Origin of the sequence: Shewanella sp. SP2S2-6, assembly GCF_031931965.1 — a bacterium.
GTDB lineage: Bacteria > Pseudomonadota > Gammaproteobacteria > Enterobacterales > Shewanellaceae > Shewanella > Shewanella baltica.
On the sequence record NZ_JAUOEQ010000024.1, the window covers coordinates 39977 to 60989 of the forward strand.

17 protein-coding genes are annotated in these 21013 nt (G+C 45.0%); 3 read left to right on the forward strand and 14 right to left on the reverse strand.

The window, feature by feature from the left end:
• Nucleotides 1-114 precede the first annotated feature (114 nt).
• A complete protein-coding gene (locus tag Q4Q57_RS15610; RefSeq protein ID WP_311891312.1) occupies nucleotides 115-2184 on the forward strand; it encodes a phytase in 2070 nt (689 codons plus the stop codon).
• Nucleotides 2185-2473: 289 nt separating this feature from the next.
• On the opposite strand, the gene Q4Q57_RS15615 is transcribed toward Q4Q57_RS15610, so the two are convergent.
• Entirely contained in the window at nucleotides 2474-3070 is a 597-nt protein-coding gene (locus Q4Q57_RS15615; RefSeq protein WP_311891313.1) for a VF530 family DNA-binding protein, read from the reverse strand.
• Between the two features lie 534 nt (nucleotides 3071-3604).
• Between Q4Q57_RS15615 and Q4Q57_RS15620 the strand changes: the two genes are divergently transcribed.
• Nucleotides 3605-5215: an ABC-F family ATPase gene (locus tag Q4Q57_RS15620; protein WP_311891314.1), complete on the forward strand. Its 1611-nt coding sequence runs from the start codon at nucleotides 3605-3607 to the stop codon at nucleotides 5213-5215.
• Nucleotides 5216-5333: 118 nt separating this feature from the next.
• Here the strand turns inward: Q4Q57_RS15620 and Q4Q57_RS15625 are convergent, their stop codons facing one another.
• From Q4Q57_RS15625 to Q4Q57_RS15635, 3 genes are all read right to left on the reverse strand, one after another.
• Nucleotides 5334-6230 (reverse strand): nuclease-related domain-containing protein, encoded by an 897-nt coding sequence (locus Q4Q57_RS15625; RefSeq protein WP_011846814.1) that lies wholly within the window; start codon nucleotides 6228-6230, stop codon nucleotides 5334-5336.
• 67 nt (nucleotides 6231-6297) lie between these two features.
• Nucleotides 6298-7359 (reverse strand): HNH endonuclease, encoded by a 1062-nt coding sequence (locus tag Q4Q57_RS15630; protein ID WP_311891315.1) that lies wholly within the window; start codon nucleotides 7357-7359, stop codon nucleotides 6298-6300.
• Nucleotides 7349-8029, reverse strand: a complete 681-nt coding sequence (locus Q4Q57_RS15635) for a class I SAM-dependent methyltransferase (protein WP_259581056.1) — start codon at nucleotides 8027-8029, stop codon at nucleotides 7349-7351. The genes Q4Q57_RS15630 and Q4Q57_RS15635 overlap by 11 nt, the downstream gene beginning before the upstream one ends.
• A gap of 388 nt (nucleotides 8030-8417) precedes the next feature.
• Between Q4Q57_RS15635 and Q4Q57_RS15640 the strand changes: the two genes are divergently transcribed.
• Nucleotides 8418-10052, forward strand: a complete 1635-nt coding sequence (locus Q4Q57_RS15640) for a diguanylate cyclase (RefSeq protein WP_311891316.1) — start codon at nucleotides 8418-8420, stop codon at nucleotides 10050-10052.
• A gap of 106 nt (nucleotides 10053-10158) precedes the next feature.
• Here the strand turns inward: Q4Q57_RS15640 and Q4Q57_RS15645 are convergent, their stop codons facing one another.
• Genes Q4Q57_RS15645 through Q4Q57_RS15690 form a run of 10 tightly spaced genes read right to left on the reverse strand, consistent with a single transcriptional unit; the run spans nucleotide 10159 to nucleotide 20914 of the window.
• The gene (locus Q4Q57_RS15645) at nucleotides 10159-11208 is read right to left on the reverse strand and encodes a chemotaxis response regulator protein-glutamate methylesterase (RefSeq protein ID WP_311891317.1); all 1050 of its coding nucleotides are present in this window, start codon (nucleotides 11206-11208) and stop codon (nucleotides 10159-10161) included.
• A 3-nt stretch (nucleotides 11209-11211) separates the two neighbouring features.
• A complete protein-coding gene (gene cheD, locus Q4Q57_RS15650) occupies nucleotides 11212-11832 on the reverse strand; it encodes a chemoreceptor glutamine deamidase CheD (protein ID WP_311891318.1) in 621 nt (206 codons plus the stop codon).
• Nucleotides 11819-12664 carry a CheR family methyltransferase gene (locus tag Q4Q57_RS15655; RefSeq protein ID WP_311891319.1) on the reverse strand — a complete coding sequence of 282 codons (846 nt, stop codon included), beginning with the start codon at nucleotides 12662-12664 and terminating at the stop codon, nucleotides 11819-11821. The genes cheD and Q4Q57_RS15655 overlap by 14 nt, the downstream gene beginning before the upstream one ends.
• Nucleotides 12665-14659, reverse strand: coding sequence for a methyl-accepting chemotaxis protein (locus Q4Q57_RS15660; RefSeq protein WP_311891320.1), 1995 nt, complete (start codon nucleotides 14657-14659; stop codon nucleotides 12665-12667).
• A 5-nt stretch (nucleotides 14660-14664) separates the two neighbouring features.
• Nucleotides 14665-15177: a chemotaxis protein CheW gene (locus Q4Q57_RS15665; protein WP_006081686.1), complete on the reverse strand. Its 513-nt coding sequence runs from the start codon at nucleotides 15175-15177 to the stop codon at nucleotides 14665-14667.
• A gap of 10 nt (nucleotides 15178-15187) precedes the next feature.
• Nucleotides 15188-17386: a chemotaxis protein CheA gene (locus Q4Q57_RS15670; protein ID WP_311891321.1), complete on the reverse strand. Its 2199-nt coding sequence runs from the start codon at nucleotides 17384-17386 to the stop codon at nucleotides 15188-15190.
• 17 nt (nucleotides 17387-17403) lie between these two features.
• Nucleotides 17404-17769, reverse strand: coding sequence for a response regulator (locus Q4Q57_RS15675; RefSeq protein ID WP_106650549.1), 366 nt, complete (start codon nucleotides 17767-17769; stop codon nucleotides 17404-17406).
• 3 nt (nucleotides 17770-17772) lie between these two features.
• Nucleotides 17773-19464, reverse strand: a complete 1692-nt coding sequence (locus tag Q4Q57_RS15680; RefSeq protein WP_311891322.1) for a SpoIIE family protein phosphatase — start codon at nucleotides 19462-19464, stop codon at nucleotides 17773-17775.
• Between the two features lie 2 nt (nucleotides 19465-19466).
• A complete protein-coding gene (locus Q4Q57_RS15685; RefSeq protein WP_011846801.1) occupies nucleotides 19467-19757 on the reverse strand; it encodes an STAS domain-containing protein in 291 nt (96 codons plus the stop codon).
• 14 nt (nucleotides 19758-19771) lie between these two features.
• On the reverse strand, nucleotides 19772-20914 hold the full coding sequence (locus Q4Q57_RS15690; protein ID WP_311891323.1) for a methyl-accepting chemotaxis protein: 1143 nt from the start codon (nucleotides 20912-20914) through the stop codon (nucleotides 19772-19774).
• Between the last annotated feature and the right edge of the window lie 99 nt (nucleotides 20915-21013).

A 21013-nucleotide genomic window follows, 5' to 3' on the forward strand; every position in this document is an offset into this window, starting at 1 on the left:
AACAAGCTTGTGAGTAGACTTTTTTAGCTAAAAATGGGCTGCGAAGTTTGCTGAGAAGTGTCGATGATAAATTTATTAAAAATCTGATAAAACAGAATACTAGCGAAGCAGAATATGAAAAAAACTCTACTATCTTACGCCGTATTACTTGGCCTTATCGCCAGTCACACGCCCTTAACTGCCATGGCAAACACCATCAGCGCCGCTGTTCAAACCATAGCTGGCCATAAGGGCAGCCAAGCACAGCCACTCATCTTTAATCAAGACAAACAGAGCGATAACACTCTGTCTCACTGGCTCTTTGCCAGCGAACAGCAAGGACTGATGTTACAAACCGTTTCGATGACACAAACGCAGCAAGGCATGCAAACGACTGCACAAGCGCCCTTGCCTGCTGCGAGTTTACTGGTGCAAGGTGACTTTGAATTACTCGCCTTTAGCGATCCCTATGCCTTAACGCTCGATCGCAAAGCCGACCGCGTGCGACCTATTATGCTGAAAGAAATCAATGGCAAACCGACAACCAATGTCTTGCCCTTGCTGCCTATGGGTCATTTCGAGATCAATTGGATTTGTATTCAGCCTCGCACTCAGGATGGCAATATCTACGCTTGGTTTGGCGGTGAAAGTGGCAACAGTGAACAATGGTTACTGGGTAATGCCGAGCATTTCTTACCTAAGCTGATGCGCAGCCAATCGATTCCTGATAATAGCACGGATTGCGCTATCGATGGCGACATGCTTTATGTCAGTGAGCCCGAAGCGGGTGTATGGCAGTTTGATGCTAGCCCCTTCGCTGATACCAGTGCTAAGCTCATCTTCCCCGCGATCGATAATCAAATCAACGGCTTAAACTTGTTGAACGGTCAATTGCTGCTCAGTGATAAAAACGGCAAGGTGATGGACGACAAAGGCACTGAAATTCTGAGTTTTAGCGCGCCATCCTCAAAAAACATGGATAAAACTGAAGCCAAAGCGGTAACCAAGGCCCAACGCTTAAGCCTCGCCATAAATGCGAGCGCATCAGCCCAAGCACAAAGTGCGACGTTTGCTATCTATGATGATAAAAACGATCGTTATCTTTTTACTGAGCAAGCCTTGCCACAATTGTTGCCACAAAAGTTACTCGCCACATCGTTGCCGAGCGCCCAAAACGTGGGCGATGAACAAGCTAAACTAGAAATGATAGTAGAAATCCCCGCTTGGGTTGAGAGCACGCCATCCGATAGACCGGGCGATACCATGGACGATCCCGCCATTTGGGTACATCCCACTGACCCCGAAAAAAGTCTGGTGCTTGGCACCAACAAACGTTGGGGTTTATTGAGTTTTAATATGCATGGCGAGCAAGTTCAAGCGTTGCCATCTGGCAGGATCAACAACGTCGATTTGCGCCAACAGGTACAACTGGGCGGAAAAATGCGCGATATCGCGATCGCAACCCAACGCGAACACGACAGCCTCGCCTTTTATGAAATCGACGCCGCAGGCAAGATTACTGAATACCCGAATCAGCCGACTAACATGACGGATATTTACGGCATGTGTTTGTATCAAGACGAGCAAACCTTATACGTGTTCGCTAACGAGAAATCTGGCCGCATCGCCCAGTACCGTGTTGATTGGCAACAAAATGGGCCCAGTATCAAACTCGTGCGAGATATTCATACTCCAAGCCAAGTTGAAGGTTGTGTGGTCGATGAAGCGCAACATGCGCTGTTTATCGGTGAAGAAGACAAAGGCATTTGGCGCTTTAATGCCAAAGCAGATGCCAGTACAGAGGGCAAATTGATCATTAAGGCCGAAGGCGATTTAGTCGCCGATGTTGAAGGAATTTCTCTGTATCAAGGTGCGACCCTTAAAGGGAAAAAACAAGATTTTCTGGTGGTCTCAAGCCAAGGTAATAACAGTTATTTGCTTTATCAAGCAAGCGCGCCTTATACCCAAGTGGGGCGTTTCCGCATTGGGGTGAACTTAAACGGCATGGAGAATGGCCGCGAAACCAGCATAGACGGCGCTTCAGAAACCGATGGGCTGGCTGTCACGCATTTGCCCGTCGGCCATGGTGTTTGGCAACAGGGAATGCTGGTGGTACAGGATGGTCACAACCACTTACCCGATGCCAACCAAGCGTTTAAATGGTTACCTTGGAGCAGCATAGCCAAACAACTCGACATGCAATAGGGCCAATTTGCTGCTTGAAATGCCACTGCGAATAATGCGTTATGCAGGTAACGATTTGCACTTAGCGCAACGCGAACGAAAATTGAAGGGGTTAACTATTTATGCAGGAAATATGCAAATTCAAAATAATAACCCCCGATAATTTGCTAACTAGCATTCAATAAATTGAATTATTAATCAAAAAAAGAGGTTAGCCGAGAACTACGGCTACCCTCTTTCGTTTTCACCCGCCTAAATCGTCTATCACACAGTTAAAACAATAACTTCATTCAGGGCGACTAACATCGGATTAACTGCGCTTAGTACCCCAAGGATCGTTATCATCCGTCGATGGGCTTGGTCCTGAACGCTCAGTCATTCTTGAATCATTTCTTGAATCATGTCTGGGTTCGCTGCGACGCTGTGAGCTGCTATTGGAAGAACCATAGCCAGAACCCGTTCCCCGTCCACCCGCAGTTTTTTTGCCAGCGCCTTTACCCGCGTCATTACCAAAGCGCTTGCCAGAATTTGGACGGCGGTTACCCGCTTCGTACTCGGCGCTGGCTTTGGCTTGCATTTCAGCGATAGAGGCTAATGTTAGCTCCATCGGTTTACGCGGGACAATACCCGAGGCAAAACCACGTTCACGTGGCTTAAGATCAAACTGCTCACCGACGGCTTTAGGCATACGCTTGAATCGGTATAGGTAGAAGTTTTCCACTTTCTCCCGCGCCCATTCGGTCTTTTTGAGGAAAATGATACAGGCCTCAATGGTCGGGTTAGTATTAAAGCAGCCTAGCTTTAATGCCGCGTATAAAATTTTCCAACCATAAAAATCGACTAACTCAGTGATCATTGTCTCGAGTTTAAGGCCGTGTAATGGGTTGTTTTGCTGTTCTTCTATCATGGGAATTCCAAATCCAGCCCAATTGGCTGATTTTAAGGTATTAGTTTACGGTATTGAGTGGTTAAACGAGTGACTTAATTCGCTACAAAACTCGCGACACTTAGATCTTACAGTCCTAAAGCCTTCAAACTGAGCCATTAAATTTTAGCCGTAAAATCTGCTGCTCGACAAAACTGCGGGAATAATAACGGTAAATACGCTAAACGCCTTCTTTTATTTGCGCTAGCAAGGTTTGGCGTCGGCTTTAGTACAAAGAAATAATACCGCAAGCTGGCAGTTTAGCTCGGCATATCTGCGATATCATGCAAACGCTATAAACTCACGCCTTCACCGATCCGCAAATAAACGCAACTGAAACGGCTCGATTTATGGCTGCGCATCACATACTTGCTCGCATATTTAGCCCTTAGTCTGTATACTCCGCGACCTTATTATCCCCACTTTACTATTTTGGCTTAGAGTGGGTGAAGCGCATGTTTCATTTTGAGGCTTGTTTGTCACAATCCCCGTTAGCAAATACCTAGGAAAGCTCCTTTGATCTCTACCGCGAACATCACGATGCAGTTTGGCCCTGAGCCATTGTTTGAAAACATTTCAGCGAAATTTGGCAATGGTCACCGCTATGGTTTGATCGGCGCGAATGGCTGTGGCAAATCGACCTTTATGAAGATCCTCAGCGGAGCTTTAGCGCCAACCTCTGGCAATGTGTCCATCACGCCCGGCTTAAAAGTCGGTACCCTAAGCCAAGATCAGTTCGCGTTTGAACAATACAGTGTGATCGATGCGGTGATCATGGGGGATGTTGCCCTGTGGAAAGTCAAACAGGAACGCGATGCAATTTACGCCAATCCGAATATGACTGAAGAAGATGGCATGCGTGTTGGCGATCTTGAAAGTGAATTTGCCGAAATGGATGGCTACAGCGCCGAAAGCCGCGCCGGTGAAATCTTGCTCGAAGCGGGTATTGAAGAATCTTTCCATTACGGCCTAATGCAACAAGTGGCACCGGGCTGGAAACTACGAGTCCTGTTGGCACAAGCGCTATTTGCCAACCCTGATATTCTGCTGCTCGACGAACCAACCAACAACTTGGACATTCATACCATTAGCTGGTTAGAAGCCGAGTTGAACAAACGTAAATGCACCATGATCATTATTTCCCATGATAGGCACTTCTTAAATGCCGTCTGTACCCACATGGCGGATATCGATTATGGCGAATTGCGCATTTACCCAGGTAACTACGAATACTTCCTCGCACAATCGGCATTACTGCGCGAACAATTATTGTCGGGTAACGCCAAGAAAAGTGCTGAAATCGAAGAGCTACAAGACTTCGTTAACCGCTTCGGTGCCAACGCATCTAAGGCAAAACAAGCCAGCTCGCGCGCGAAGAAAATGGACAAAATCAAGCTTGATGAAGTGAAATCATCAAGCCGTATCCACCCTTCTATTCGTTTCGATGCTGGCAAGAAAATGCATCGCCAAGCACTGATCCTTGAAGATTTGGCCCACGGGTTTGATGGTGAGCTGCTATTCGAAGGTGGCGACTTAATCCTCGAAGCCGGTGCAAAATTAGCGATTATCGGCGAAAACGGCGTGGGTAAAACCACTTTCCTACGCTGCTTAGTCAATGATCTAGAACACAATAAAGGCGTGATCAAGTGGTCAGAAAACGCATCAATCGGCTACTGCCCGCAAGACAGCAGTGACGAATTTAATAATGACTACACGCTAATGGATTGGATGTCACAATGGCGCCAACCTAAGCACAACGATCTGATGGTACGCGCCATGTTAGGCCGTCTGCTGTTCACCGAAGACGATGCCAACAAGAAAGCCCGTAACTGTTCAGGCGGAGAGAAAAACCGCTTGTTATTCGGCAAGTTAATGATGCAAGACATCAACGTGCTGATCATGGACGAACCGACCAACCACATGGACATGGAAGCCATCGAAGCGCTAAACAATGCGTTGAAAGATTTTGAAGGCACTCTGATATTCGTTAGTCATGACCGTGAGTTTGTATCGTCACTCGCTACACGTATCATTGATATTAAAGATAAAAAAATAATTAACTTCCAAGGTACCTTCGATGAGTACCTTTCAAGCCAAGCTGAAATGGAAGCGAGAAAAAGCGCATAGTATTATTCGGCTAACTTACGCCGATTAACCCAGCGTTATCGTATTAGAAAGTCGTCATTGGTTATCCAGTGACGACTTTTTTATTGGGCTAAATAATGATTTAAAAATCTGAAGAGAGTTATGGCTTGCCCTGCAAACAACGTTGCATAATTTGATAAGCAATGGCATTCACTTGCTCTTGAGTGAATATAGCGGCATTCATCTTAGGAAGTGTAATAGCGACTTGCTTATGATTAATGATAGGAAACGGTGGTTTAGTTTGTGACTTCACCATCCACCCGGGAAATACGAGTACAGGCATTACCGGAATAGATTGGCCTACAGCCTTTGTGAGCCATTCACTCACCCACTTAGCTTGACGTTGAGCTTGTTCAATCGGTGCCGTTTCTGTCCAAGATGGAAACACCAATTTCCCATCACGGTAAAACAACTCATGTGCCTTATGTTGCCCACCATTTGACTCATTCTTCTTATCACTGTACCACTTATGCCGCCCCTTAGTTTCAATGGCAAACACACCATTAATCCCCACGACTAAGTGATCAATGTTAAAACCATCGGCTTGAATATCATGGAAAACTTGATAACCCAATCCCTGCAAACGCATTAGTTCGGCTGCGGTCGCTAATTCGGCCGTATGCCCCAAACGTAACTTAGTCAATCGAGTCATACTACGATAGGTTTTGACCACAAAATAAATTGGGCCGAGTACAATGAATCCAATAAATGCCAAAGGAAATGTACCTTTGTCGAGGTATCCCCTTAATCCTTCAAATGCAAACGGAATGGTGACAACGATGACCGACATGAGCATTGCGCTCAAAATATCAAATTGCAGCTCTTGGATCTGTTTTTGAATGCCAAAACCAGGCAATCTGTTCAACTTTTCCCTATCAATAGGAAGCTTTACCGTTCTGTCTCTATGTCGTATAACAAAAAACATAGGGACTAAAATCGCTCCCATACCCAACAAAATAAGTGAAACTGAAAAAATCCCTTTTAGTAACTCTGTCATACCTTTCCTTTAAAAATTAGATAATTAAGATTCTGAGACTGAATAAACGCTACTTACTTCTTTGTTTCTAAATTGCTGTGCTCGATAAATCATTATCTATCGCGTTAAAAGGCACTAAGGTTTTTTTATCGAGCCAGAGTGGTGAGCGATTTTGCCCTGCAAGCTGATAGGCCCAAGTGGTGATGGCTTCGGAACGATCACTTTCACAGACGAAATATCGGCTGAGTTCAGAATGTAACGCTTGGCCATGCTGGATAATGTTTTGCTCATACCAGTTATCTTTATGGTGCTGAGCGGCAAGATGATCGCGTTTATTGTTATTGCAACTGCTATGAGCGAGGACAAAATTATGCCCTAAATCATTAGGATATCGTGCCCAAGGAATAAAGTGATCCACTTCGCCAGTTTCTTTTAATGACTTATGGCAATAGAAGCATTGGCCTTTTTGGATATCAAGCAGCACAGGTCTAGCGTGAGTGATCGTCTGTCGGTCACTGCCAAATAGAAACTCGCTTAAATTGCCTTTACTGCCAATAACGACCTGATTTGCGGGAAACTCGGCGACTTTCTGCACCCATTGTGTGCGAGCTAATGACACCACTAAATCATGAAATCGCCTGAAGCAGAATGCGATACCCGGATTCAACTCGATATAATTTTTCGTTTTATCATGGGGATAAAAAAAACAATCTGCGTTTCGGGACAAAATTTGTAAGCGCCATAACGGGCCCTCTTTAACGGTGCCGCGCGTTTTACTCAATAGAGCAGGATAACTAAGATGCGCTTTTAACTGGGATAAACTGTTAACGCCTTGATTACGTAGCTCAATCAAACTGTTGATTAAGGCTGATTGCTTTCCATTATTTTGAAGTAGAACAAAATGCGCATTAACAGCACCAAAAGGTAAGGAGTGTTGCCAATAGAGTTCAATAAACTTTTCAACCAGTTCATCAATACTGATCGCGGTTTTCTGTTCAGGATCGGCATTGAGTATTAATGGCCGTTCGATGCAGATATCGGCGATCGCATGCAGTAAGGCAAATTTATATGTTGCAACGAAATCCCCTTCAACCAACAGACGTTGTAAATAGCTAATAAATTCAACTTGTCTTCTCGCATCAATCGGCATGATGACGCCCCTGAATAATGGCGTTTGCTTCGGGAACAGTAACGTTTGGGACGGCTTTTGGTGTAAATACGAGTGTCTGCCAATGCACTTGCGTGCGACCGAGTTTGTCAGTCTCATCTTGGCTCGAATCTTTGAGTGCTAGCTGGCAATCTGCAGCCAGTGCGAGCAATTCATCTGCACTGACTGGGTGCATAACGCGGGCATCGGGGCTTAGACCATGGCGCAAACTGATGACTAAAAGTCCCGTTGAATTGAGTAAACGTGAGAGTGTTGCTAGTGCTAGTGGGCGCTCAGAGGGAGATAAATGCATCCACACAGCGCTGAGTAAAATCAGATCGAACTGTTGTGCTAGGCTAACCACTTTTTGTAGCTGAGGTAAAACATCCTCAATCCAACGAACGGGTAGATCCCGCGTTAACACCTGCCCCATTTTCGCTAAAGCAACCGCAGGTTCGATTGCAAAAATTTGCGTCTCTTTGCTCTGTGCTTTTTTGGCTAAATAATGCACATCCCGCCCTGAGCCCGCTCCCACATCCAATATCGATAGTTTGTCTCTCGCGAGGATCGGCAAAAGATGATGTAACCAACTTGAATGCACTTCTTCAAAGGTTTTAGACAAATACTGCGCCGAGAGTGTTACGGCATGGCCATTATAAAACGCTATGCTCACTGACAAAGATCCTTTTGCAACAAGTGATTGTTTTTAATGACGCTAACTTATCACAATCACTTTTGATACAAAATACACATCATCATTATCCTGCTGTTTTGCATAAAATATTTTGCGTTTTGCTGTTTTATATCACAACCCGAGTATTGGCGATTGAAAAAGGAAGTCTATTTAGGCGGTTGGCATCTGTGCATTTCCCCGTCGTTTTTTTCGCAGTGGTTTACACTCTATTAGTCAGTGAGAAAATACGTGTAATTGATTGAATCTGTAACATCCTTCTGTTGAGAACAGTGTCAATTTCAGTATCGGTATAAACAGGTTTTATCGTCCCGAGGTAGCGACCACACGGAGAAACCTAGGGCTCAATCATTTAGGATATCTATTGCCTATGAGTTTTGAAGATTCGTTAGAGCAACTTAAACGACAGTTTTTACATGCACTGCCGGATAAAAAGAAACAAATCATTACCTTGTGGATTTCGTTGCGGAAGAATTGGAATGCACACATGCTGTCGGCTGTGTATCGCGAGGTGCATAACTTAAAAGGGTCGAGCGAGACCTTTGGGTTGTCGGATACCAAACACATAGTCGATAAACTCGAGTTGCAGCTTAAGGGCTTGCTCAATGCCCCCGCCCCCGAACTGCCTACCATTAAAAGCTTAGATACCCTCTTCCATCAATTATTACAAAACAATAGGCGCGGTCAACCGTCGGCTCCAGTAGTGGAGGCGCAAATGCAGCAAAGCCCCTATAAACCATCAAAGGCGCGCCATGAACACCATATTGCCATCATAGAAGACGATAATAACGTGGGAGTTATGATCACTAAACAGCTGCGGGAATTCGGTTTTAGTGTGCAGCACTTTTTGGATTTCACGAGTTTTCTGGTGGTGCAAAATGAAACGCCCTTCGATCTGATTCTATTAGATTTAATTCTACCCGATTGGACTGAAGAAGCTTTGTTCGAAGCTGCTACTGAGTTTGAGAAAAACAATACTCGAGTGTTTGTTTTATCGTCGCGGGGGGATTTTGACATGCGGCTATTGGCCATTCGCGCCAATGTCAGCGAATATTTTGTCAAACCCGCTGAAACCACCTTATTGGTGCGCAAAATTCATCAATCTCTCAAGATGTCAGAGAAACAGCCTTTGAAGGTATTACTGGTGGATGACCAACAATCTATGGTGGATTATTTTTCAAGCCTGTTACGCAGTCACGGTTTAATGGTGAAAGGCTTGTCGAGTGCCGAGCAAGTGTTACCCGCCCTTGAGCAATTTGAGCCTGATTTGTTTATCTTCGATTTGTACATGCCCGAAGTGAACGGGCTTGAGCTGGCAAAGATGATCCGCCAACTGGATAAATACACCTCTAGCCCCATCCTAGTGTTGAGTTCTGACGATACCATGCAGAATAAAGTCAGCATCATACAAGCAGGGTCAGATGACTTAATTTCGAAGCAAACTGCGCCAAGCTTATTTGTTGCGCAGGTGATATCTCGCGCCCAACGTGGCCATGATATTCGCAGTTCGGCAAGCCGCGACAGCTTAACGGGATTGTTAAACCATACCCAGATTCTGGTTGCCGCGAGACGTTGCTATAACGTGGCTAAACGAATTAACTCTCAAGTGTGTATTGCTATGTTCGATTTAGATCACTTTAAGAAGATTAACGACACCTATGGCCATGCTGGTGGTGACAAGGTGTTGCTGGCCTTTGCCCATCTGTTACAACAATCCTTACGGCAAACGGACTTTACCGGTCGCTACGGTGGCGAGGAATTTATGCTAGTGCTGCCAGATATGCAAAAGCCACTGGCCATTGCTAAGTTAAATGCGATCCGCGAGAGCTTTAGCCATATTGTATTTGTCGAAGATGGCGTCGAGTTTAAAGTGACGCTCAGCGGCGGCTTAGTGTTCTCGGACGAATGTGAAGAGTTTCAAGATTGCTTATTACTGGCGGATAAACACTTGTACGAAGCGAAACGATTAGGCCGAAATCAATTAGTGGTTTCACCAAGTGAGTAGAATTGACTCAATTAACCCAGCCACAGTATCAGTCAAGCCGTCATGTCTTATTATATGGCTCACCGCCAGATTGATGGTTAATGTTGAAGACCATTCAATGTCGCCATCACAGTGAGCTTAAGTGGTTGATAAGTTTGTTCGGCATCTGCGATAACTCCACCACATAATCCACCGCACGGCATTTTATCGCCTCTCGTGGCATACCAAATACCACACAACTTTGTTCATCTTGGGCAAAAGTGGTGACACCTTTTTGATGCAGTGCCACCATGCCTTCGGCGCCATCTTTGCCCATGCCGGTTAATATCATAGCGCTGATATTGGGCGCTGCGCATTGGGCCAGAGCATTAAACATCACATCGACCGACGGTCTGTGGCCACTGACCTTTTCATCTTGGGTTAATTTCACTTTATAACTGCCGCCCACTTTAATGATTTCAAGGTGATGATCGCCAGGGGCAACATAGGCATAACTGGGCAACAGTCGCTCACCGTGCTCGGCTTCTTTGACTGTGATCCGCGACAATCGATTTAAGCGTTCGGCAAAAGTGCGGGTAAAACCCGCAGGCATATGTTGGGTGATCACTATCGGTGGCATAGCCGCAGGTAAATGCTGTAATACATACAAAATGGCTTCGGTGCCGCCTGTGGAAGCACCTATTGCAACTAAATGCTGTGTCAGGGTTGTATTGGCTAATACCGGCCGCTTACTCGACACTGGCCGTACTGGCTCAACAAATTTCTGCGGCTTGATGATGTTGGCTTTCGCGGCAGATTTGATCTTATCTAAAATCAAATCCTGATAATCATGGATACCTTGGGGAGAATCTAATTTGGGTTTAGGGATAAAATCCACCGCGCCTAAGGCCAAGGCATTAAAGGTCGCATCAGCGCCCTGCTCGGTTAACGAAGAAATCATCACTACCGCTGTGGGTCTGGCTTTCATCAAGCGGTCCAGAAAGGTTAAGCCATCCACTTTGGGCATTTCGATATCTAAGGTAATCACATCGGGGCGAAATTGATTCACCATATCCTTGGCCTCATAGGCATCGGCAGCTTGCCCAACCAGAGACAACTCAGGATCAGCCTCAATCATTTTACCGAGCAGGCTGCGCATCAGCGCGGAATCGTCAACAACGAGCACTTTGATCGTCATAACTTAATCACCAAATAGTTCAACGTCGCCGCCCGTGGGGAGATTACGAACCCGTAAGCGGTACTCGCTTTCTCGATCAAGGATCGTGCTGTTGTGCAAACTTTTAATTTTGCGAACTTTCACTTTGCCCGTATGGGGAAAAAAATACACTTTGCGCGGATACACATCGAGTAAATCGGCCGCAATGATAGGGATATTTTCAAGATTGAGGTATTCAATCACAAACTCCGCATTACGCTCACCAATATTGTGTACAGTGAAACTACGTAACATGTTGCCGCCCCCAAACACCTTAGCTTCGAGTGAATTACGCTGCGCGCCAAGCTTGAGCAAGTCGTTGATTAATAACTCCATCGCATACACACCGTAACGGGCTGAGTCGGCAAGCACCCCTGTGCAATTGCTGTTATCGCTTGGCAATAAGAAATGATTCATTCCGCCAATTTTGAGCTTAGGATCATACAAACACACGGACACACAGGAGCCTAACACTGTCACTATCATGGTATCTTCACGGGTGGCAAAATACTCGCCTGGCAAGATTTTCACCGCATCGCAACCAAAATGGTGGTCATGATAGCGATTAGGCTCTGAAATGGCATATTCGATATTAGGTTTTAGCACTCATGAGCCCCTTCACTGGCCGATAGGTTGTTTGGCCTACGGCAGTGATAATTTGTGGGAACATGTTGAAATTTTCAGAATGCCCCGCAATATAAAGCCCATCCTTGCTGAGGGAGTTCATCATGTGTTTTAAAATGACTTCCTGTGTTTCTTTATCGAAATAAATCATTACATTACGGCAAAAAATCACATCAATTGGTGTTTTTAACGACCAAAATGAATCGAGTAAATTGATGCGAATAAATTTGATCATTTGTTTTAATTCAGGCACCACACGCACATTCCCTAACTGTGCTCCGCGTCCGCGGTGAAAAAACCGTTTCTTACGGATATCGCTGACAGTATCGATCCTGTCTAAGGGATAAATGCCCATTTCAGCCTTTTTAAGCACGCCGCTGTCGATATCGGAGGCAATGATCTCGATAGGCGTTTTAAAACTGTTGAAATGTTCAGCGACGACAATGGCTATTGAGTAAGGTTCTTCCCCTGTGCTACTGGCAGCACACCAGATCCTGCGCGTATCAGGGTTATCGATTAAATACTGTTTTAACACCTCAAAGTGATGCGGTTCCCTGAAAAAAGCCGTTTGATTAGTGGTTAACGCATTAATAAATTCTTGATGCTCGTTTTCATGACTTAACAGGTGCTCAAAATAAGCCGAAAATCCGGCTAATTTCAATGTCCTGATCCGCCGCACTAAACGGCTATACACCATAGCATCCTTGCTATCGGCGAGCTTGATCCCCGCTAAGCGATATAGCGTCGTCCTTGCGGTATTAAAATGCACCGAGGTATAGGCAAACTCTCGATCCAATGGTTTATTTTCGCTCAATTAAAATTCTTCCCATTCATCTTGATCTTGCTTTATGGGCTTCATCGCATTGGTTTTAGGTTTATCTGTAGCCCTTGCTCTTGCAACAGGTTGTAGCTGCTTAAGGGGTTTCACCGCTTTCGCTTTAGGCGCTGCTAATCGCGCGTTACTGTGCCTTGGGGCTTCATCCTCATCGTCTACGCGAAAGCTGGCAACACTGTCCGACAGTTGTTGTGCTTGGGATTGCATACTTTCAGCTGCAGCGGCCGCTTCTTCAACCAAGGCGGCGTTTTGCTGGGTCATTTCATCCATTTGCACCACAGCTTTACTGATCTCATCGATACCTATGGCCTGCTCATTAGAGGCTGAAGCTATCTCCGCCATGATGTCGTTCACCCGTTTAATGGCGATGACGATTTCCTTCATGGTATCACCGGACTTACCGACGAGGCTGTTGCCGCTCTCGATTTTGGACACGGAATCTGAGATCAATGCCTTGATATCTTTAGCGGCATTGGCCGAACGTTGGGCTAAGCTGCGCACTTCTGATGCGACCACAGCAAAGCCGCGCCCTTGTTCTCCCGCCCGCGCGGCTTCAACGGCGGCATTAAGCGCTAAGATATTGGTTTGGAATGCAATACCATCGATAACACCAATGATGTCGGCAATCTTACGCGCCGATTCATTAATCGATGCCATGGTCTGTACCACTTGCTGGATAAGTTCACCACCGTCCACCGCGACTTCCGAAGCTTTGGAGGCTAAGGCATTGGCTTGACTGGCGTTATCTGCATTGAGTTTCACTGTACCTGTGAGCTCCTCCATGCTGGCCGAGGTTTGCTCTAGGCTCGAAGCTTGCTCTTCGGTGCGGCTGGATAAATCGGCGTTGCCTTGGGCTATTTCTGCCGAGGCGGTATTGATGGTATCCGCCGCTCGCTGGATATCTTGGATCATGAAGGATAGCTTTTCAGCCGTTTGATTTGAGTAATTTTTCAAATCATTAAAGGTGCCTTCATAGTCGTTATAAATGCGGGTGGTGAGATCGCCATCCGCGAGCGCCATTAGCACGCGCGCCACATCTTGTAGCCCACGGTCCGAGGTTTCAATTAGCGAATTTAAGTTGTTCGCCAGCATCAGGAAGAAGCCCTGTTTGCCGTCTGTGTCCGCCCTTTGGGAGAAATCTCCCGCTGCTGCTGCGGTCACAATGCGGGAAATTTCTTGCTCAGTTTGCACTTCAATAGTGCGGTCGAGCCATTCAACCACAGTCCCTAAACGCTCGCCTTCTTTTGACACTATGGGGCTAGCGGTTAAACGGAAATGGCAGCTAGCGACCTTAATCAGCGATTCATATTTGCGGTCTAATTTATCGAGTAAACTCGCCTGGTGGGCAGGATTGCGGTGGAAGATATCCATCGAACTACCGATGATTTTATCCACGGAAAAGTGCGGTAAGGCTTGACGGATCTCACTTTCAGAATGGCGTAGCATAGTTTCGACCGAGCGATTCATATAAATGATCGTACGGTTAGCATCGGCTATCATAACGTTGGTACTGGTATTATTGAGCGCTTCAAGAATGCGTTGAGTTGCGCGCTCGGCTTCGATACTTTCGGTGCGATCTATCCACTCAACACCTGTGCCTAAGTGTTTATTTTCAGCCGTGATAATTGGCGTCAGAATCAACCTAAAGGTACGCTTGCCAATGGTGATTTGTGCAGTATGGGACTGAGTTAAGCGCTCTAATAGATTGCGTTGATGCGCTGGATTTTTGTGGAAAATATCAATATTACTGCCGAGCAGTTTAGCGACCGAAAATTGGGGTAACTCTTTACGAATATCGTCCTCGGCCTCTTGCAGCAAACGGACAACGGCTTTATTCGCATAGATGATATTGCGCTGACTGTCAGCAATCATGAAGCTATTGCCACTATTATCGAGTAGCTGAAAATAGCGCTGACGCTCTTCATCCCTTTGTTCACGCGCTTCATCATTGCCAAAAAATTTGAAGATACTCATTATTGTTACTCCTGATCAGTCAGACTATTTGCATCAATTAGACCCAGCTCATCACTGCTGATCAGAGCCTGAATATTTACTAAAATGATCATCTTATCCTCGACTGTGGCTAAGCCTTTGAGGTAGCGGCTATCGAACGCCACTCCAAATTCTGGGGCGGGTAAGATTTCCTCCGCTGATAGCTTAATCACATCGGAGACGGCATCGACCACTATGCCGACAATACGCTCGAATACGTTGAGCATAATGACGATAGTGAATTCGTTATATGTGACTGCTCCAACAGCAAATTTCATCCGTAAATCCACTATAGGCACTATGTCACCGCGTAGATTAATCACGCCTTTTATAAAGTTAGGGGCGTTGGCGATTTTAGTGACTGACTCATAGCCGCGGATTTCTTTCACAGACATAATGTCGAGGGCATAGTGCTCTTCACCGAGCATAAAACTCAAAAACTCCACCTCGTCATGGGCGTTGTATTCCACTTTGGCGGTCATAGTTGATCGACTCTCCATGGCTATTTCCTTAATTTTTAATGTGCAATGCGAGCGATTCGACATCGAGGATCAACGCGACGCTACCATCGCCCATAATGGTGGCGCCGGAAACACCGGGGATCCTACGATAATGTTTTTCAAGACTTTTAATCACCACTTGCTGCTGGCCAACTAAGGCATCAACGCACAGGCCAAAGCGCTTGTGGTTACTTTCCAGCAATACCACTATGCCTTCTTCTGGGCTCTTGGCATTGGGTTCAATTTCCATCAGTTGATAAAGATTAAGTAGAGGTAAGTACTCTTCACGTACTTTTAAGAGCCGTTCTTTAGCGAGAAATTTAAGTTGTTCCGTTTGTGGCTGAATGGATTCAATGATGTGCACTAAAGGCAAAATATAGATCTGATTGCCAACAGACACACTCATACCATCTACAATGGCGAGCGTGAGTGGCAATTGAATTTCAAAGGTTGAACCTTGGCCCTCAACCGACTCAATATCAATGCGTCCACCTAAGGCTTCGATATTGCGACGCACCACATCCATACCGACACCGCGGCCAGATACATCAGTGACTTCAAGCGCGGTTGAAAATCCTGCCGCAAAAATCAATTGCCAAACTTGCTTGTCGCTAATGTTATCAGTCACTTGCAAACCATTTTCCCGCGCTTTTTGAATAATGCGTTCTCGGTTTAACCCCGCGCCATTATCATGCACAGCGATAACAATATTGCCGCCCCTTTGGCTGGCTTTTAGGGATAATACGCCTGCTTCTGATTTACCCGCTGCGAGCCGTTTTTCAGGTTTTTCGATACCGTGATCTAAACTGTTGCGTACTAAATGGGTCAACGGATCGACAAGCTTTTCAATCATGCCCTTATCAATTTCTGTGTTGCCACCTTCAATAACGAGATTGACATGTTTACCCAGTTGCTCAGACAGATCCCTCACTAAACGATTGAATCGGTTAAACACAAAAGATACCGGCAGCATACGCACCGACATCACGGCCTCTTGCATCTCACGGGTATTACGTTCCAATTCATTGAGTGCAGTCTTAAGGCGCTCGCCTAAGTCGCCTGTCATTTCATTGCCAATTAGCGTTAGCATGGACTGAGTGATCACCAGCTCGCCCGCTAAATTGACCAGGGTATCTATTTTGGAGGTTTCGACCCTTAAAGTAGCATCCTGGGCCGACGCGGCAGGTTTCTTAGTCGCAGCTTTCACCTCTTGAGGCGTATTTTGGGGAATAGCGGATGAACTGAATGCCGTATTTGGACTTGTTGCATTTGAAGAAGGTGCTGCAGGCGAGCTAGGGTTGACAGAAGCACTGGTGGGAACACTGACAGCAGAGGACGCTTTAGAGTTAGTCGCGCTCTTTTTATCCTTATCTTTAAATATGCCGCGTTTAGTTTGGCTACTATCTGCGATGACTTTAGCTTGATTGGCTCGTGGGGTGACGGGTTCAGCAACCTGAGTTGCCACAGGCTTTGAACTCAGTAACTCGATTTCATTGGCGAAGGATTCGGGGGTTAATGCCTCAAAAAAACCAAAGCCTAATTCATCATCGTCAGCTATGACACCAAGTGGGTCTGCCGCTTTCTCTGCATTGCTGACATCATTTATGACACTTTGTGCGCTGATTTCTTCGGCTTGAAAAGCCTCATCAAAAAAGCCAAAGTCTTCACCTTCAATAGCGATATCGCGAGCCATTTCATCTTCGAAAAATCCAAAATCCTGTGACTCCTCTGTTTCCACGGGCACGGCTTTAACGTTTGGCGTGATTGAAGGATTCACAGTATCAGTGCCATTGCGTACTGCAACCGAGGAGCTAAAAGCTTCGCCATTTAACGCTGCGACTAATTGGCTTTTGCTGTACTCGACTTCTTGCCAATCAATAGGATCTTCTTCGCGATACAGACTCAATATATGGGATAAAGTATCAACGGTACTCAGCAGTAAATCGATGGTGGATGAGGTGAGCTGGAAGTTACCCTTGCGCGTTTTATCCAGCAGGTTTTCCATAACATGAGTGACACTGGTGAGTGCGGTAAAGCCAAAAATACCGCTGCCGCCTTTAATCGAGTGGGCGGCACGGAAAATAGTGTTCAGTTCTTCAGGATCGGGAGAAGCCAGGTCCAATGCCAATAGCAATTGTTCCATATTTTCAAGATGTTCATGACTTTCTTCAAAAAAGACCTGATGGAATTCGGCCATATTGATGGACATAGCGCACCCCGTTGCAGTTAACCCAGCACTTTAGCCGTAATAGCCAACAGCTTTTGAGGATCAAAGGGTTTTACCATCCACCCAGTTGCACCTGCCGCTTTTCCTTGCGCCTTCATGTCATCGCCCGCTTCCGTCGTGAGCATAATGATCGGAGTGCGCATAAATGCCGACATAGCACGTAAGGATTTAATTAAGGTCAGCCCATCCATTCGCGGCATATTCTGGTCAGTCAGAATAAAATCAAATCTTTGCCCGTTACAGATATCGAGGGCTTCACGACCATCCTTGGCCAGTACCACTTGGTAGCTAACCGATTTAAGAGTCGCTTCGACCATTTGTCGAATCGCTGCCGAATCATCAACCACTAATATTTTTTTACTCATGCGCTATTCCATTATGACTTTGGTTATATTTCCTGGCGGTACTAATTCGTAGGTCTTAGATAATGTTTTCACCAGTGATAGACCACGACCAGACAATTGAGGAATGTCTGCAATGATGTTTTCATCACCCGCAAAACCCTTCCCACTGTCACTCACACTTATATGTAACTCATTTTGCGATGAGCACCAGATAATACTCACTTTCACCCAATCATTTAATGTAAGTCTGTCAGCAAAGCTCTCCCTAATACTATGGTACAATTCAAAGCCTTCTGGATCGTTTTTTAGCCGAGAATCTAATTTTAGTACACCATGGTCAATCGCGTTGCTAAATAACTCTGCGACCACAGTAAAAACCCGTTGGCAAAAATGAGTGGCAAAACCAAATATGCTTAAAAATTGATTTAACGAGCTTAAATAGTCAGCGCTCAGCAACATAGGACCGGCAATACTGACATCCCAGTGAAACTCGCCATCCATAATAGATTGTGCTCGACTGACGTCTCTGCTTTGATGCCAACTGCTTAGTTTCTCAAAATCTAAGGTGCAAATAGTAATGTCATCTGCAATATTTTCAGTAGAGCAGTATTCATGCATGCTTTCATTTAAATAATGGGTAAGCCCACCGGATAGATTAATAAACAGCTCTTTTAATTTATCGATACCAAATGGGCGCTCCTCACGGGTGTATTGCTCAATTAAGCCATCACTAAATAAACAAGCATGTCCATTAAGCGGTAAATCAACGGTGAAAACATCAGCAATAAAAGTGTGTGGCGGCAATATACCCAGCGCCATATTGGTTGATTTAAATTGTTCAATCGCGTTATGGGATAAGTTGTCGCACTCATTGGACTGAATATACAGAGGAGGCATACCGCCATTCCAAATGTGTAATTTATTACGATTAAAATCGGCTTCCAAAATAATACAGGCAACAAATCTGTCTTCTGGATTTTCACGGTGAACCTTGGCATTCAACTCGTAGATCAGTGTAATTAAAGAAAACCCCTTTGAAACCATAGCTCTAAATGTGCTCGCAACACGCATAATGGGCATGGCCGCACTCAGGCCATGACCTGTAGAGTCGGCTAGAATTAGGAAGAAATTGCCATTGGGGGCCATACCATTAAGGATAATATCACCACTAAAATTGGCACTTGCTTGACAGAAAGTACGAACAAACTCGAATTGGGTATTATCAATATTGACTAAGTGCTCGAATAAGTTCCTAGCCATTTTTTCTTCTCTGGCTTTCTCATACAGCATTTTTTCAAGTTCAATTCTTTGTAACTTAACTTCATGCTGTAACTTAACCCGAGTTAATAAGCACTCGACTTTATACCAAAATATCTCAAGATTAATCGGCTTAACAACAAAATCTAATACGCCCATTCGAAAACATTCTAATACGGATTGATGTTCCTTAGTATTGCTGATCACTATGACTGGAGTTGTTATTTTTTCTTCATTTAAATGTTCAAGTAAAATTAGAGCTGTACCATCTGGCTGCCAAAAGTTAATCAGTACAAGGTCAATCTTATATTGTGACAATTCTGAGAATGCTTCCTCAAGATTATTACAGACAATGACGTGGTAACCTTTCTCATGAATAAAGTCACTAATTGTCTGGCTCATTATGACATCGTCATCGATGACTAATATATAGTTCTTCTTTGCTATTAATGATTTCATGACTAGCAATTCTCTATAATGTAGAGTTTCTGCATGTTAGCAATATTGAGTATTTCCTCGGCTTGACCATGTGCACCTTTAATAGAGGTCGAAATATGTAGCTCCTGTGCCTTACGATGTAGTAATACCATCATACCTAAAGCAGAACTATCCAAATAAAGCACTCGGCTAAAATCGAGAATAATATGATTAATACCTTCCAGTTTTATGATGCTTTGATAACTGTACGTAAATGTTTTGTGATAATAGAAATCAAAGCGTTCTGGCAATGGAATCGTTTGAATATTCGACATTATGATATCCCTATTTAAAAGAGTTCAATTTCACCACAGGTAATTTGATCCCTTGATACGGGATTGTGCGTCTCCTGACGCCGGCGACTCATTTGTGTCGTGATATCATCGCCGTCAATACCAAACTCCTGTTGCGACATGTTGGCGACGCGATTGAGGGACTCTTTTAAATGACTTAAGGATTGATTGGTGTAAATCAGGCTTTGGGAGGTGATATCACTGAACTGCAAGCCACGGATCGTATCTGAGATAGCTTGTTCGAGTTCATGTGCTGATGAATCTATGCGTGCAATCACTTGAGAATCCTTCTCTGCTTTGACGATAATCTGCCTTAGTGCAGTATCGATATCCTTTTTTGCATCAATAATATAGGTCATATCTTGTGCGGCAACTTTACTCACGTGTACGGTTAATTGCTCAATCTGAACTTGAATCGATTTAAGCTGCTTTTGAATACCTTCACTAAAACCAGCACTGCGGGTAGATAAAGCCCGCACCTCATCGGCCACCACTGCAAATCCCCTGCCTGCATCACCCGCCCGCGCCGCTTCAATGGCCGCATTTAAGGCGAGTAAATTGGTCTGGGAAGAGATTTGGTCTATATCCTGTAAGGCTTTCATTGCTTGGGGCATGGCCTCGTAGATAAGATTCACTTTTTCCAACAACTCCATGGTCGATGCTGACATATCTACTGTGGTTTGAATAAAGCGCTCTAACGTCATCGAGGTATTATTGGCAAATTGCTTCATTTGGTCTGAATGGAATAGCTCTGCATCATCAGTGCTTTGGACAAGCGCTGAAATGAAGCCTGTTTGCTCCGTCATTAATCGCCCTAAGCCATCGAACGACTCGCCCAGTAAATTAACTGCATCGCCCTGCACCGCAAGTACGCTGTGAATGTTAGATTCACAACTGTTGAGTGTGGTGATCGTTTCTTGATACAGACTGATGTGGGCTTGCCAGTCGGCGGCAAGTTGGGTGTTTGAGGACTTATCATCATGCAGTTGGACTGATTGCATTTGCTGGTGCTGATAAAATTGCCAAAGCAACATAATCAACACGGATATAATCGGCCCGATAGCCAATAAAGTGATTAAACCCAGTAAATATCCCACGCCTGCCGCAAGTAACGCAACGACCCCATCCTTGTATGTCATATGGATTTCACAATAATTGTACAGTGATTAAAAAGTAGTTTGGTACTGAGCAATTTTCAAACATGAAAGTGAAATTTTTCACATTGTTACGTGTCGCAA